This window comes from Halomonas sp. QHL1, from assembly GCF_001882345.1.
GTDB lineage: Bacteria > Pseudomonadota > Gammaproteobacteria > Pseudomonadales > Halomonadaceae > Vreelandella.
Genome location: NZ_MINL01000001.1, coordinates 2070084 through 2083773 on the forward strand (window position 1 = coordinate 2070084; position 13690 = coordinate 2083773).

The 13690-nt window shown below is 55.9% G+C and carries 12 protein-coding genes and 2 rRNA genes; 7 read left to right on the forward strand and 7 right to left on the reverse strand.

Features of this window, described 5'->3' with window-relative positions; genetic code table 11:
- The first annotated feature begins 140 nt into the window (after positions 1–140).
- From hisB to QHL1GM_RS09500, 5 genes are all read left to right on the forward strand, one after another.
- The gene (gene hisB / locus QHL1GM_RS09480; RefSeq protein ID WP_071694255.1) at positions 141–734 is read left to right on the forward strand and encodes an imidazoleglycerol-phosphate dehydratase HisB; all 594 of its coding nucleotides are present in this window, start codon (positions 141–143) and stop codon (positions 732–734) included.
- Positions 735–798: 64 nt separating this feature from the next.
- Positions 799–1440, forward strand: coding sequence for an imidazole glycerol phosphate synthase subunit HisH (gene hisH / locus QHL1GM_RS09485; RefSeq protein ID WP_071694256.1), 642 nt, complete (start codon positions 799–801; stop codon positions 1438–1440).
- A gap of 11 nt (positions 1441–1451) precedes the next feature.
- Positions 1452–2198, forward strand: a complete 747-nt coding sequence (gene hisA / locus QHL1GM_RS09490) for a 1-(5-phosphoribosyl)-5-[(5-phosphoribosylamino)methylideneamino]imidazole-4-carboxamide isomerase (protein ID WP_071694257.1) — start codon at positions 1452–1454, stop codon at positions 2196–2198.
- Entirely contained in the window at positions 2195–2968 is a 774-nt protein-coding gene (gene hisF / locus QHL1GM_RS09495) for an imidazole glycerol phosphate synthase subunit HisF (RefSeq protein WP_008957631.1), read from the forward strand. The genes hisA and hisF overlap by 4 nt, the downstream gene beginning before the upstream one ends.
- Position 2969: 1 nt before the next feature.
- Positions 2970–3503, forward strand: a complete 534-nt coding sequence (locus tag QHL1GM_RS09500; protein ID WP_071694258.1) for a hypothetical protein — start codon at positions 2970–2972, stop codon at positions 3501–3503.
- Between the two features lie 3 nt (positions 3504–3506).
- On the opposite strand, the gene QHL1GM_RS09505 is transcribed toward QHL1GM_RS09500, so the two are convergent.
- Positions 3507–4109, reverse strand: coding sequence for a YjaG family protein (locus QHL1GM_RS09505; protein ID WP_071695960.1), 603 nt, complete (start codon positions 4107–4109; stop codon positions 3507–3509).
- A 123-nt stretch (positions 4110–4232) separates the two neighbouring features.
- Between QHL1GM_RS09505 and QHL1GM_RS09510 the strand changes: the two genes are divergently transcribed.
- Entirely contained in the window at positions 4233–4922 is a 690-nt protein-coding gene (locus QHL1GM_RS09510) for a type 1 glutamine amidotransferase (RefSeq protein WP_071694259.1), read from the forward strand.
- 27 nt (positions 4923–4949) lie between these two features.
- Here QHL1GM_RS09510 and mnmH read toward each other — a convergent pair whose 3' ends face one another.
- The 4 genes from mnmH to QHL1GM_RS09530 all read right to left on the reverse strand — a co-directional run bounded on the left by mnmH (position 4950) and on the right by QHL1GM_RS09530 (position 9115).
- The gene (gene mnmH / locus QHL1GM_RS09515; RefSeq protein WP_071694260.1) at positions 4950–6038 is read right to left on the reverse strand and encodes a tRNA 2-selenouridine(34) synthase MnmH; all 1089 of its coding nucleotides are present in this window, start codon (positions 6036–6038) and stop codon (positions 4950–4952) included.
- Positions 6035–7072 (reverse strand): selenide, water dikinase SelD, encoded by a 1038-nt coding sequence (gene selD / locus QHL1GM_RS09520; protein WP_071694261.1) that lies wholly within the window; start codon positions 7070–7072, stop codon positions 6035–6037. The genes mnmH and selD overlap by 4 nt, the downstream gene beginning before the upstream one ends.
- A 59-nt stretch (positions 7073–7131) precedes the next feature.
- On the reverse strand, positions 7132–8502 hold the full coding sequence (gene radA, locus QHL1GM_RS09525) for a DNA repair protein RadA (RefSeq protein WP_071695961.1): 1371 nt from the start codon (positions 8500–8502) through the stop codon (positions 7132–7134).
- A 166-nt stretch (positions 8503–8668) separates the two neighbouring features.
- Positions 8669–9115 (reverse strand): copper resistance protein NlpE N-terminal domain-containing protein, encoded by a 447-nt coding sequence (locus QHL1GM_RS09530; RefSeq protein ID WP_071694262.1) that lies wholly within the window; start codon positions 9113–9115, stop codon positions 8669–8671.
- Between the two features lie 166 nt (positions 9116–9281).
- On the opposite strand from QHL1GM_RS09530, the gene hisC reads away from it, so the two are divergent.
- A complete protein-coding gene (hisC, locus tag QHL1GM_RS09535; RefSeq protein ID WP_071694263.1) occupies positions 9282–10343 on the forward strand; it encodes a histidinol-phosphate transaminase in 1062 nt (353 codons plus the stop codon).
- A gap of 115 nt (positions 10344–10458) precedes the next feature.
- Here hisC and rrf read toward each other — a convergent pair.
- Positions 10459–10574, reverse strand: a 5S ribosomal RNA gene (gene rrf, locus QHL1GM_RS09540).
- Positions 10575–10722: 148 nt separating this feature from the next.
- Positions 10723–13615: ribosomal RNA gene (locus QHL1GM_RS09545) — 23S ribosomal RNA — on the reverse strand.
- Positions 13616–13690: the final 75 nt, after the last annotated feature.

The following is a 13690-nucleotide window of genomic DNA, read 5'->3' on the forward strand; positions in this document are numbered from 1 at the left end:
GGCTACATTTCGCGCATTGTAGCGGATGAGGGCGCCGATTCACTATAATGGTCGCTTCGCCACAGGCTGATCACACAGTGGTAAGTTGATGAGAGCCACCAGCCGTCCCTCAGAGTGCGCTTCAGCGCAGGAGATGCAACATGTCAGCGCGTATTGCCACGGTTAGCCGTGACACCAACGAAACGCAGATCAAGGTCAGCGTCAACCTCGACGGCGAAGGCCGTCTTAGCTGCCAAACCGGCGTTCCGTTTCTGGATCATATGCTTGATCAAGTTGCCCGCCACGGAATGATCGATCTCGACATCAATGCCACTGGCGACCTGCATATTGACGACCACCATACCGTAGAAGACCTGGGTATTACGCTAGGCCAAGCTTTTTTTAAAGCCATTGGCGATAAGCGCGGCATTTACCGTTATGGTCACGCCTACGTTCCTCTTGATGAAGCGCTCTCTCGCGTGGTGATCGACTTCTCCGGTCGCCCGGGGTTGTTTATGAACGTTGAGTTCACCCGCGACAACATCGGTAGCCTGGACACCCAGCTGTTCTGGGAGTTTTTCCAGGGTTTCGTCAATCACGCCCGGGTGACGCTGCATATCGACAATATTAAAGGCTTTAATGCTCACCATCAGGCGGAAACGATTTTTAAAGCTTTCGGACGCGCCCTGCGCATGGCCGTAGCGGAAGACCCGCGTATGGCAGGCCAAATGCCCTCCACCAAGGGGAGCTTGTAATGCTGGGCTATATGACCGGCTATGCCGCTAGCCACATTTTGTCTACCTCCATAAGGAGCGCTTCATGACCATTGCTGTGATCGACTATGGAATGGGCAATCTTCATTCTGTCGCCAAAGCGCTGGAGCATGTGACCCATGAGAATGTCGTCATTACCCGCGACCCGCGCCGCATCCTTGGCGCAACGCGTTTAGTGCTACCTGGCCAAGGGGCCATTCGTGACTGCGTTGGCGAACTTGAACGCACCGAGTTACGCGGGCTGGTGGACGATATTTTAACCCGCCAGGCTAAGCCGTTACTGGGAATCTGCGTCGGTCAACAGATGTTGCTGGAGCGCAGCGAAGAGAACGGCGGCGTGGAGTGTCTGGGTTTCTTTAAAGGCAGCGTAGATCGCTTTCCTGGTGATATGCGCGACGACCACGAGCAGCGCTTGAAAGTACCGCATATGGGCTGGAACGTGGTCGAGCAGCACCATGAACACCCACTCTGGGCAGGCATCGATAATCGTGAACACTTCTACTTCGTGCATAGCTACTTCGTCAATGCCGCGGAAGATGCCCAGGTGTTTGGTACGACCCAATACGGCAAGGTGAGCGCACATGTTGCCATTGGCCGAGACTCGACCTTTGCGGTGCAGTTTCATCCGGAAAAAAGCTCCCGTGCAGGCCTTCGCCTGCTTGAAAACTTTGTCACCTGGACGCCCTGAGAGGATTTTGTATGTTGGTAATTCCCGCTATTGATCTCAAAGATGGCCAGTGTGTCCGGTTGAAGCAGGGCCGCATGGAAGACGCGACCTCCTACGGCGATGACCCGGTGGCCATGGCGGCACGCTGGGTGGAGGCAGGCGCCCGCCGCCTGCACTTAGTCGATTTAAACGGCGCCTTTGAAGGCAAGCCGGTGAATGGTGACGCCGTCACGGCTATCGCCCGTGCCTACCCCAACCTGCCGATTCAAATTGGTGGCGGCATTCGCAGTGCGGAAACCATCGAGCACTACTTAAGCGCCGGTGTTTCGTACGTCATTATCGGCACCAAAGCGGTAAAAGAGCCCGACTTCGTTGGCGATATGTGTCGCGCCTTTCCCGGCCATGTGATTGTTGGGCTGGATGCCAAAGATGGCTATGTCGCCACCGACGGCTGGGCCGAAGTCTCCACGATAAAAGCCACCGAACTGGCCAAGCGTTTCGCCAACGATGGTGTCTCCAGCATCGTCTATACCGACATTGCCCGCGACGGCATGATGCAAGGCGTCAACGTGGAAGCCACCGCTGCGCTTGCCCGTGAAGGTGGCTTGCCGGTGATTGCATCGGGCGGTGTGACCAACCTGGACGACATCAAAGCACTCTGCGAAGTGGCTAATAGCGGCATTCTGGGCGCCATCACTGGCCGGGCGATTTACGAAGGCAGCCTGGATGTCGCCGAAGCACAGCGATTAAGCGACCAGCTGACGGGAGGCGGTTCATGAGCCTTACCAAACGCATCATCCCCTGCCTGGACGTAGACGCCGGGCGTGTGGTCAAAGGCGTTAATTTTGTCGGCATTCGCGATGCCGGTGACCCGGTGGAGATTGCCCAGCGCTATAATCAACAAGGCGCCGACGAGATTACCTTTCTCGACATTACCGCTAGCCACGAAGACCGCGACACGACGGTGGAAATGGTTGAACGCATTGCTGGCGAAGTGTTTATTCCGCTGACCGTCGGCGGCGGGATTCGTAGCTGCGACGACATTCGCACCATGCTGAACGCCGGGGCGGACAAAGTCTCGATCAACACCGCGGCGGTCACCAACCCCGAGTTTGTGCGCGAAGCCGCCGAGCGTTTTGGTAGCCAGTGCATTGTGGTGGCGATTGACGCCAAGCGCGTATCGAAAGAGGGCGAAACGCCTCGCTGGGAGATTTTCACCCACGGTGGCCGCCGCCCCACAGGCCTGGATGCAGTTGAGTGGGCTAAGAAGATGGTGGAGTTCGGCGCTGGCGAGCTACTGCTCACCAGCATGGATCGCGACGGCACAAAGATTGGCTTTGACCTGGGCGTAACCCATGCGATTTCCGAAGCGGTCAGCGTGCCGGTAATTGCCTCTGGCGGAGTGGGCAACCTGGACCATCTGGTAGATGGCGTACTCAAAGGTGGTGCCGACGCGGTGCTAGCTGCCAGCATTTTCCACTTTGGCGAGTACACCATTCCTGAAGCTAAGCGCTATATGGCCGAACGCGGTATCGAAATGCGGCTTTAAAATGCCTTTTTTTGACCTGCAACTTCGCCAACTGCGATTGTCCCCATGGATGGGCTGGCTAGCAGGCCTACTATTAAGCACGCCTGCTACTGCCTTCACGCTACCTGATTGGCCACCTGCGCTGGAGTGGGATCATACTCTGGTGCAAACCAGCCTTTACACCCGCCACTTCAGCCCCGACCCGGAACATACCAATCAGCAAGACCTGATTAGCATTGAACTGCATAATCCTGATCGCTGGTTAGCGGGCGCGGCTTGGTTCAAAAACTCTTTTGATCAGCCCTCTTGGTACTTCTATGCAGGGCGGGAATTTCCTCTTTGGCAAACCGATAAAGGTCTAAACGTTCGCGCCAAACTAACCGGTGGGCTCTTGCGCGGCTACCAGGGTGAGTATCGCGACAAAATTCCGTTCAATCACCTGGAAATCGCCCCGGCAGTACTCCCCAGTATCGGTGTGCAATGGGGCCGGTTTGAATCTGACCTGATTGTGTTTGGTACCGCTGGCATGATGATATCCGCAGGGGTGCGCTTTTAGCCGCTACTCCTCAACCTCGTCCAGGGATAAACCCAGATTACTGATCCCACCATTGCGCCCTAATTCGCGCACCTCTTTTTGTGCCGCTTTATCCAGCGGTTCGCTGACCATTTCCAATACGGCATCTTGAAAGTCGTTCTCGTCGTCCATCAACGGATGGTCGCGGATAATCAGCGCTAGCTTCTGCGCGTCAACTTCGCCCTCGGTGAGCTCTATAAAGGCGCGTACGCCCGCTCGGGATGTACGGCTAACATCGAGCACGGCCTCTGGGGAATCGCCTTGTAGGGTGTCCAGCAGCGCCGAGACCGACACCACCGCATCCAGAGCGCGTCGAGCACCAAAGCTGTCATCCTCTTCCGGCGGCTCACACTCGGCTAATTTTTCCGCCTGGCGGGCAAAGTCGATACTGGCATTGGGCACATTAAGCCGCTCCCACACCAAACTCAGTACGGTGCGCAGCGTATGGCTATCGCCGTGGCCTGTGGTTTGCTCATAGAGCACATAGTTAGGCAGCAAACGCTCGCACAGTGCCGCCATAAACGCCTGTTGGGCAGGTAGTGGGAGTTCTTGTAATCGTTGGTAAAAGCCCTGGGGGTTCGACACCATACTGATTTCCTGGATCGCTTGACGTGGGATATTGGTGAAAAGTAGCGGGTACGTTATCGTCTCTATACGCTTGGGGCGATCCCCCAGCGCCTTGATGATTGTACGGCCGGCGAGGAGATTACCATGCATATTCATCTGCTACAGCACGGCCCTGACCATGGCCCCGCCCGTTTAACCGACTGGCTAACCAGCATGGGCCATAGTTACACCGTTTTTCATCTCTACGCAGGCGAGCTAACGCCCCGCCCAAGCGAGTCTGATGCGCTGATTGTCCTTGATGGCCCAGAGGAGCTACTCAGCCAACCACCGGCGTGGTTTAAAGCTGAAGATAAACTGATCAACCGTTACCTGGATGGGCAAAAACCGCTGCTGGGTATTGGCGTGGGCGCTCACTGGATAGCCCAGGCGCTAGGCTCAGTGGTGGCGCCTGGCACTTATACTGAAACAGGCTGGCATACGGTCACACTTGCGCCGGAAAGCTCGCTGGATTTACCCGAAACATTCACTGCTTTTATGTGGCATCGCTACGTCTTCAGTTTACCCGACGATGCGCTTCCCCTAGGCGGTAGCGAAGCAGCACCGCTACAAGGGTTTGCCTGGGACAGAGGACGCGTTATCGGCCTGCTGTGCCACCTAGAAGCCACTTCGGCTAGCGTGAAACAGCTGCTGGGCACCGCCGAGTGGCCTGCTGCGTCGCCTTCCGCCACCCGCTATATTCAGGACGCGACCCAAATATTAGAAGACCCCAACCGCTTTATTCACCTCGCGCCGCAACTTGACCGACTGATGACCCAGTGGCTTAAAGCAGCGTAACCCTAGCAAGAGCAAGCTATAAGGCCGTCAGCGGTTCCACTGCCTGGCGGCCTCTAAGCAGCTATCCCAATCGCCCACATGAATCTCTGGCGGCGCAGCGTCGCGCGGCTTCTCTAATTGGTAGCGGTAGAGCGGATCGTAGTACTCGGTGAGCAGCGGCGCGAGCCAGGCTTCATGGGCTTGGGGGTTGCCTTGGGCATGCTCCTTGAATGCCAGCGCCTGCAGCCGTTGCAAGCGTTGAAGACGCGCATTACCCAAGCGCTTTCCTAGCCGGACAAGGGCATTACTTAACTGCGCCTGCATTAACTGCCAGCCTTGATCAGCACCATGACGAATGGTATAGGCCTGCTCCAGGTCGACAATATAATCCTGCTGAATTTGGGCAAGTCGCCAATCCAGCGGCATTTCGATACGCACTCGGGGAGCTTGCTGCTGTGCTCGCCAGAAGCTCAAGGGAATATTGGCGTTGCCAATCTGACGGGACTCATCTTCCATGACCAGCCCTTCCGTCAGTCCGATTAACCGTTTGGCCAGCGCATGCTCAAAGTTGATTTGGGTAGCAGGCTCTTCGGGCCTGCGCCCAAAGGCCGAGCCTTTATGGTTCGCATAAGCCTCTAGATCGACGCCGTTATCGAGCTGATTAATCAGCGTCGTTTTTGCGCAACCGGTCAGCCCTGCGACCACCAGCATCGGCTGCGGCGCTGCCGTATCAATACGCTCACAAAGCGCTTGGCGCATGGCTTTCCAACCGCCCTCAAGTCGTGGCCTTGAAATACCGGCGCCTTCTAACCACTGCTGAGCAATTTGCGAACGCAGCCCGCCGCGAAAGCAGTAAATCAGCGCGTTGGGATACTCGGCTAAATACGTCTGCCACGCGGCGATGCGTGCCTGCTTGACCTCGCCGCTGACTAAACGCTCGCCCAGCTCAATCGCCGCGGCTTGGCCGTGCTTTTTATAGGCAATGCCCACCTGATGACGCTCGTCATCGACCATTAAGGGCAGATTGACGGCACCGGGCAGCGCTCCCTGGGCAAACTCCACCGGAGCGCGTACATCTATTAGCGGTCGCTCTTCTCTAATTAAACTCAATGCCGCTGGTGTCGTGGCTAGGGTCACCCGACCACCTCAATCGAGGCGCTGCCTTGGCGCGCTTTCATTACCCCAAATGAACGCAATGAAAGCCCGAATTCACGTCCAATACGTTCCACGTCATCTTCCCAGGCGGGGTCAACGCTTAGTAACAAACCGCCGGAGGTTTGCGGATCGCACAGCCACTGCCAGTGGGCATCATCCATAGCGGGCAGACTTTCCCCCAGGGCATCGCGATTGCGCAGCGTACCGCCGGGCACAGCGCCTTGGCGGCGATAGGATTCTGCTTCTGCTAAGCGTGGTAGGCGGCGGAAATCAATTTGCGCCATGACGTTACTGGCTTGGCACATCTCTGTAAGGTGGCCTGCCAAACCAAAACCGGTGACATCGGTCATGGCGTTCACCCCTTTCACATCGGCAAGTTTCACGCCAATGCTGTTGGACTTGAGCATAGTTTCACGGGCAAGCCCATGGTGGCCCATTTCCAATAAACCGCGCTTTTCTGCCGTGGTTAGCATACCCACGCCTAACGGCTTGGTTAAAAACAGTAGGTCACCTGGCTTAGCGGTGCTGTTTAGCTTGAGTTTGTCTAGGTCGATTAAGCCGTTCACTGCGAGCCCGAAAATCGGCTCGGGCGCATCAATGGAGTGACCGCCCGCCAGGGCAACGCCTAATTCGCGACATACTGCCTGGGCGCCGGCCATTACGTCCCCCGCGACTTCAGCGCTAAGTTTATCCAGCGGCCAACCGAGAATGCCTAACGCCATCACCGGCGTGCCGCCCATGGCGTAAACATCACTGATGGCATTAGTCGCCGCGATACGCCCAAAATCGAAGGGGTCATCGACAATGGGCATAAAGAAATCCGTGGTGGCAATCATGCCGCGGCCATCGCCCAGATCGTACACGGCCGCATCCTCGCGCCCTTGATTGCCGACGATAAGCCGCTTATGGCCCGCCGCTGGCCCCGCCTTGGCAAGGATGCCATCCAGCACGTCCGGGGCGATTTTGCAGCCACAGCCCGCGCCGTGGCTATATTGGGTCAAGCGAATCGAACTCATCGTGTCTCTCCTTGGCACTTGGGGAAATATATATTCAGTTTAGCTCAGCATGACACATGCTACAGGGCGTCCAGCGCATCGCTGAGCTTATCCACGGCAATCACCTCCATGCCCCTAGGCGCCTGCTTGGGTGCGTTGGCGCGCGGCACAATGGCGCGTAGAAAGCCGTGCTTGGCCGCTTCGGCAATGCGTTCTTGGCCACTGGGCACCGGGCGTATCTCGCCCGATAGTCCAACCTCACCAAATACGACTAACTCTTTGGGCAGTGCGCGATTTTGCAGGCTAGAAACCACGGCTAGCAGCACCGCCAGATCGGCACTGGTTTCGAGCACTTTGACGCCGCCGACGACGTTCAAGAACACATCCTGGTCGCCGGTAAACAATCCACCGTGGCGATTAAGTACTGCCAGCAGCATAGCCAGACGGTTTTGATCCACGCCAACTGCTACTCGTCGTGGATTACCTAGCGCCGATTCATCTACCAGCGCCTGCACCTCGACCAGAATCGGCCGTGTGCCTTCCCATACCACCATTACTAGGCTACCCGGTGCTTGCTCCTCCTGACGGGAAAGAAAGATTGCGCTGGGGTTTTTGACTTCTTTAAGACCCTGCTCAAGCATCGCAAACACGCCTAGCTCGTTAACGGCGCCAAAGCGGTTTTTCTGCCCCCTCAGGGTACGAAAGCGTGAGTCTGCGCCGCCTTCTAATAACAGTGAGGCATCGATCATATGCTCAAGCACTTTAGGGCCCGCCAGCGAACCGTCCTTGGTCACATGCCCCACTAATAGCAGAACGGTGTTGGTCTTCTTGGCGAAGCGAGTTAACGCAGCCGCCGACTCGCGTACCTGGGCAACGCCACCCGGCGCAGAACTGATATCTTCCAGATGCATGGTCTGGATGGAGTCAATCACCAGAATCTCTGGCTTCTCTCGTTCAGACACCGCCAGAATGGTTTCCACGCTGGTCTCGGCCAGCATTTTCAAGCCATTAGTAGGTAGCTGCAGGCGGTGGGCACGCATGGCTACCTGGGAAAGCGACTCTTCACCGGTCACATAGAGGATACGCCGCTGCTGGGCCAGTTTGCAGGCCGTCTGCAGCAGTAGGGTCGATTTGCCTGCCCCAGGATTGCCACCCAACAGCACCGCCGAGCCGGGCACAAGACCACCACCTAGCACGCGATCAAACTCCGCGAAGGTGGAACTCATGCGTGGCACTTCACTAAGATCCACATTGCCCAGGTCGATCACTTCGCGGGACAGATCACCCGTATAGCCAGATCGACCAGGGGCTGTGCCGCCACCGGGGCGAGCGCTCGCCAAGTGCACTTCACTGAGCGTATTCCACTCTTGGCAACTGCTGCACTGCCCCTGCCATTTACGGTATTCGGCGCCGCACTCGGTGCATACAAAGGCGCTTTTGGCTTTTGCCACTGCCATTACACTCCTACTGTTGCTGTCACTAAGTGGCAACGTTCGCTGGGCTGCCGCTAGCATTCAATTTCATTAAGCACTTTTGACGTTGCGTACTTTGTATTCATTAGTGCCAGCAAACACAAAAGGCGGCCAGAGGCCGCCTTTTGTACTACTGGCTAACGTCTTATTGACGCTTTAGCTGCAGCATTTCACCGTTTTCAAAACGACGACGCTCTGGGTCAATCAGCTCCAGCGTGCCCTGATCAATACGCATGAAGTAATAGATCTGACCATCGCCATCTGGCGTCAGCTCGTAAACAGTGGCATCTGGGTCAGAGGGTGTACCGGTCAGCACTTCCCAGTTACCCGCGTAGTTTTCATCCGGGGGGGTTTGGGGGTGGTTACGGTAGCTGGCGTTCAATGTGAAGGTGCGCTCCTCGGCGGCACTCGTATCTTCACCCACCATTGTGACATCCAGATCGATACCATCGCAGTTACGGCAAGGTAATGAACCCTGGTAAGTTGCCTGCGCGGCGGCAGCCTCTTCTTGCTGCTGTTCCATGGGGCTGCTCGCACAGCCAGCCAGTAGTGCCAACATAGCCGAACCGGCCAGCAAACTCTTAAGTTGCATAGAGTGTCTCCTTAATCTCGTGTTGGACATCACATTTATTTACGCGCACTTATGACAGCATAACCGCTACAAGGTGCGACGCACACCCCTAGTGATGCGAATGCTTGCGCTTAGTTAGCCTTCAAGCGACCATGGTGCACCTTGCTAGGATAATCAGGTTACCCACATGAGCCAATACTGGAGTCCGGCCGTTCGCGAACTTACGCCTTACGTGCCCGGCGAGCAGCCACGCGAGCAGCTTGTTAAGCTCAATACCAATGAAAACCCTTACCCACCTGCGCCAGGCGTCGGTGAGGCGCTGCGAGACTATGCAACCGATCATCTGCGCCTCTACCCTGACCCTACCTCTAAAGCGCTGCGTGAAGCGCTGGCGGAGACGTTTAAGGTAGCCAGCGGCCAAGTGTTTGTCGGTAACGGTTCCGATGAGGTACTGGCGCTTGCTTTTCAGGCATTTTTCCGCCATGGCGCACCGCTTGACGTACCCGCCATTACCTATAGCTTCTATCCCGTTTACGCCAATCTGTATGGCGTTGAGCTACGTAAGCATCCGCTTAATGCGCAGTGGGAAATCGATATTGATGCGCTGGCGGCTGATGCCAACCGTAGCGGCGTTATTTTCGCTAACCCCAACGCCCCAACGGGCCACGCGCATTCGCTTGCGGCTATTGAGGCGCTGCTAAAGCGCGTCACCGATCGAGTAGTACTGGTGGACGAGGCGTATGTCGATTTTGGGGCAGAGAGCGCCGTTTCGCTGATTGATCGCTACCCTAACCTGCTCGTCACCGGTACGTTTTCCAAGTCGCGCAGTCTGGCTGGATTGAGGTTGGGTTATGCGGTGGGCTCTGAGGAATTGGTTGATGGCCTGCTGCGGGTAAAAGACTCTTTCAACTCTTACCCAGTGGATAGCCTAGCAAGCTTAGTAGGCATCGCCGCTCTGAAAGATGTCGAGCATTTCGAAGCCTGCCGCGAGCATGTCATTACTACCCGTGAACGTACTCGACAACGCCTTGAAGCGCTAGGGTTTGAGGTGCTGCCCTCTAAAGCTAACTTCGTTCTCGCCCAACACGCTGATTATGCAGGCGCGCAGCTATTTGCTGGCCTACGCGAGCGGGGCATTCTGGTGCGCCATTTTAATACTTCAGACCTCAATAACTTCCTACGTATCACCATCGGCACCGATGATGAGATGGACAGCCTGATTGAAGCGCTAGAGACGATCTTCGCTTAACCTTTTCATTTTTAAGTCTTTACCTGGGCGGCGCAAGCCGCCTTTTTGATCGACTACTTTTCTTCCACGCACACAAAAAACCCAGCCGGGTGGCTGGGTTTTCTGCGCTATAGGTGCCTGACGATGACCTACTCTCGCATGGGGAGACCCCACACTACCATCGGCGCTAAGCGGTTTCACTGCTGAGTTCGGCAAGGGATCAGGTGGTTCACGCGTGCTATGGTCGTCAGGCGTAACTGTTAATGCATATCATGCTGACGAGCGTTTGCTCAAGTGTGTGCGTCTCATGGTGCCGCCCTCGCTGTTGCTGGGGCCACACGCTGCGTATCCGGCTTTTTAATGTTGCGTCATCATTACGACCAGACCCCTTGGGTGTTATAGGGTCAAGCCTCACGGGCCATTAGTACACGTTAGCTCAACGCCTTGCAGCGCTTCCACACCGTGCCTATCAACCAGCTGGTCTCGCTGGGCCCTTCAGGAGGCTCTAGGCCTCAGGGATGTCTCATCTTGAAGGGGGCTTCCCGCTTAGATGCTTTCAGCGGTTATCCCGTCCGACCATAGCTACCCGGCAATGCCACTGGCGTGACAACCGGAACACCAGAGGGTCGTCCACTCCGGTCCTCTCGTACTAGGAGCAGCCCTTCTCAAACATCCAACGCCCACGGCAGATAGGGACCGAACTGTCTCACGACGTTCTAAACCCAGCTCGCGTACCACTTTAAATGGCGAACAGCCATACCCTTGGGACCGACTTCAGCCCCAGGATGTGATGAGCCGACATCGAGGTGCCAAACACCGCCGTCGATGTGAACTCTTGGGCGGTATCAGCCTGTTATCCCCGGAGTACCTTTTATCCGTTGAGCGATGGCCCTTCCATACAGAACCACCGGATCACTAGAACCTGCTTTCGCACCTGCTCGACGTGTCTGTCTCGCAGTCAAGCACCCTTATGCTCTTGCACTCAATGCACGATGTCCGACCGTGCTGAGGGTACCTTCGTGCTCCTCCGTTACTCTTTAGGAGGAGACCGCCCCAGTCAAACTACCCACCACACACTGTCCTCGATCCGGATAACGGACCTGAGTGAGAACGCCAATGATGCCAGGCTGGTATTTCAAGGTTGGCTCCCTCCGAACTGGCGTCCAGAGTTCAAAGCCTCCCAGCTATCCTACACAGGCAACATCAGCGTCCAGTGTGAAGCTATAGTAAAGGTTCACGGGGTCTTTCCGTCTAGCCGCGGGTACACCGCATCTTCACGGCGATTTCAATTTCACTGAGTCTCGGGTGGAGACAGCGTGGCCATCATTACGCCATTCGTGCAGGTCGGAACTTACCCGACAAGGAATTTCGCTACCTTAGGACCGTTATAGTTACGGCCGCCGTTTACCGGGGCTTCAATCAAGAGCTTCGCCTTGCGGCTAACACCATCATTTAACCTTCCGGCACCGGGCAGGCGTCACACCCTATACGTCCGCTTGCGCGTTAGCAGAGTGCTGTGTTTTTAATAAACAGTTGCAGCCACCTGGTATCTTCGACCGGTTCGGGCTTAGAGAGCAAGTCTCATCACCCTACGCCGGCGTGCCTTCTCCCGAAGTTACGGCACCATTTTGCCTAGTTCCTTCACCCGAGTTCTCTCAAGCGCCTTGGGATTCTCACCCTGACCACCTGTGTCGGTTTGGGGTACGGTCGCACATGATCTGAAGCTTAGAGGCTTTTCCTGGAAGCGTGGCATCAGTGACTTCCTGACCGTGGTCAGTTCATCTCGTGTCTCGGCCTTAAAAGGGTCCGGATTTACCTAAACCCTCAGCCTACTCACTTTCACCAGGACAACCAACGCCTGGCTCACCTAGCCTTCTTCGTCCCCCCATCGCAACCATGTCCGGTACGGGAATATTGACCCGTTTCCCATCGACTACGCCTTTCGGCCTCGCCTTAGGGGCCGACTCACTCTGCTCCGATTAGCGTCGAACAGAAACCCTTGGTCTTCCGGCGAGGGAGTTTTTCACTCCCTTTATCGTTACTCATGTCAGCATTCGCACTCGTGATACCTCCAGCAGACTTCTCAATCCACCTTCATTGGCGTACACGACGCTCCTCTACCGCTCATTCCTAAGAATGAACCCGTAGCTTCGGTACCTGGTTTAGCCCCGTTACATCTTCCGCGCAGGCCGACTCGACTAGTGAGCTATTACGCTTTCTTTAAAGGATGGCTGCTTCTAAGCCAACCTCCTAGCTGTCTGAGCCTTCCCACATCGTTTCCCACTTAACCAGGATTTCGGGACCTTAGCTGACGGTCTGGGTTGTTTCCCTTTTCACGACGGACGTTAGCACCCGCCGTGTGTCTCCCACGCGTTACTCACCGGTATTCGGAGTTTGCCTCGGGTTGGTAAGTCGGGATGACCCCCTAGCCGAAACAGTGCTCTACCCCCGGCGGTACTACGTGAGGCGCTACCTAAATAGCTTTCGAGGAGAACCAGCTATCTCCGAGCTTGATTAGCCTTTCACTCCGATCCACAAGTCATCCAAATCTTTTTCAACAGATCCTGGTTCGGGCCTCCAGTTGATGTTACTCAACCTTCACCCTGCTCATGGATAGATCGCTCGGTTTCGGGTCTATATCCAGCGACTGTGTCGCCCAGTTAAGACTCGGTTTCCCTACGGCTCCCCTATACGGTTAACCTCGCCACTGAATATAAGTCGCTGACCCATTATACAAAAGGTACGCAGTCACAGGACTAAGCCTGCTCCTACTGCTTGTACGCACACGGTTTCAGGATCTATTTCACTCCCCTCTCCGGGGTTCTTTTCGCCTTTCCCTCACGGTACTGGTTCACTATCGGTCAGCCAGGAGTATTTAGCCTTGGAGGATGGTCCCCCCGTCTTCAGTCAAGGTTTCTCGTGCCCCGACCTACTCGATTTCACATGATCAGATTTTCGACTACGGGGCTATCACCCGCTACGGCCAGACTTCCCAATCTGTTCGCCTAATCAGTCACATGCTTAAGGGCTGGTCCCCGTTCGCTCGCCGCTACTAGGGGAATCTCGGTTGATTTCTTTTCCTCAGGGTACTTAGATGTTTCAGTTCCCCTGGTTCGCCTCGTACACCTATGTATTCAGTGCACGATACTCATCTTATGATGAGTGGGTTTCCCCATTCAGAAATGCCCGGGTCACAGGTTGTTGCCACCTCACCGAGCCTTATCGCAGGCTACCACGTCTTTCATCGCCTCTGGCTGCCTAGGCATCCACCGTGTGCGCTTCATTGCTTGACCCTATAACCCGAAGGAGTCTGGATGTCGCAATGATCACGTTTCATTTTGCCGGATACGCTTGAGACGTATCACAAT

Bases quoted from the DNA above. Each gene is read 5' to 3' on its own strand.
- hisB (WP_071694255.1), top strand. From the start codon at position 141: ATGTCAGCGCGTATTGCCACGGTTAGCCGTGACACCAACGAAACGCAG.
- hisH (WP_071694256.1), top strand. From the start codon at position 799: ATGACCATTGCTGTGATCGACTATGGAATGGGCAATCTTCATTCTGTC.
- hisA (WP_071694257.1), top strand. From the start codon at position 1,452: ATGTTGGTAATTCCCGCTATTGATCTCAAAGATGGCCAGTGTGTCCGG.
- hisF (WP_008957631.1), top strand. From the start codon at position 2,195: ATGAGCCTTACCAAACGCATCATCCCCTGCCTGGACGTAGACGCCGGG.
- QHL1GM_RS09500 (WP_071694258.1), top strand. From the start codon at position 2,970: ATGCCTTTTTTTGACCTGCAACTTCGCCAACTGCGATTGTCCCCATGG.
- QHL1GM_RS09505 (WP_071695960.1), bottom strand. From the start codon at position 4,109: ATGGTGTCGAACCCCCAGGGCTTTTACCAACGATTACAAGAACTCCCA.
- QHL1GM_RS09510 (WP_071694259.1), top strand. From the start codon at position 4,233: ATGCATATTCATCTGCTACAGCACGGCCCTGACCATGGCCCCGCCCGT.
- selD (WP_071694261.1), bottom strand. From the start codon at position 7,072: ATGAGTTCGATTCGCTTGACCCAATATAGCCACGGCGCGGGCTGTGGC.
- QHL1GM_RS09530 (WP_071694262.1), bottom strand. From the start codon at position 9,115: ATGCAACTTAAGAGTTTGCTGGCCGGTTCGGCTATGTTGGCACTACTG.
- hisC (WP_071694263.1), top strand. From the start codon at position 9,282: ATGAGCCAATACTGGAGTCCGGCCGTTCGCGAACTTACGCCTTACGTG.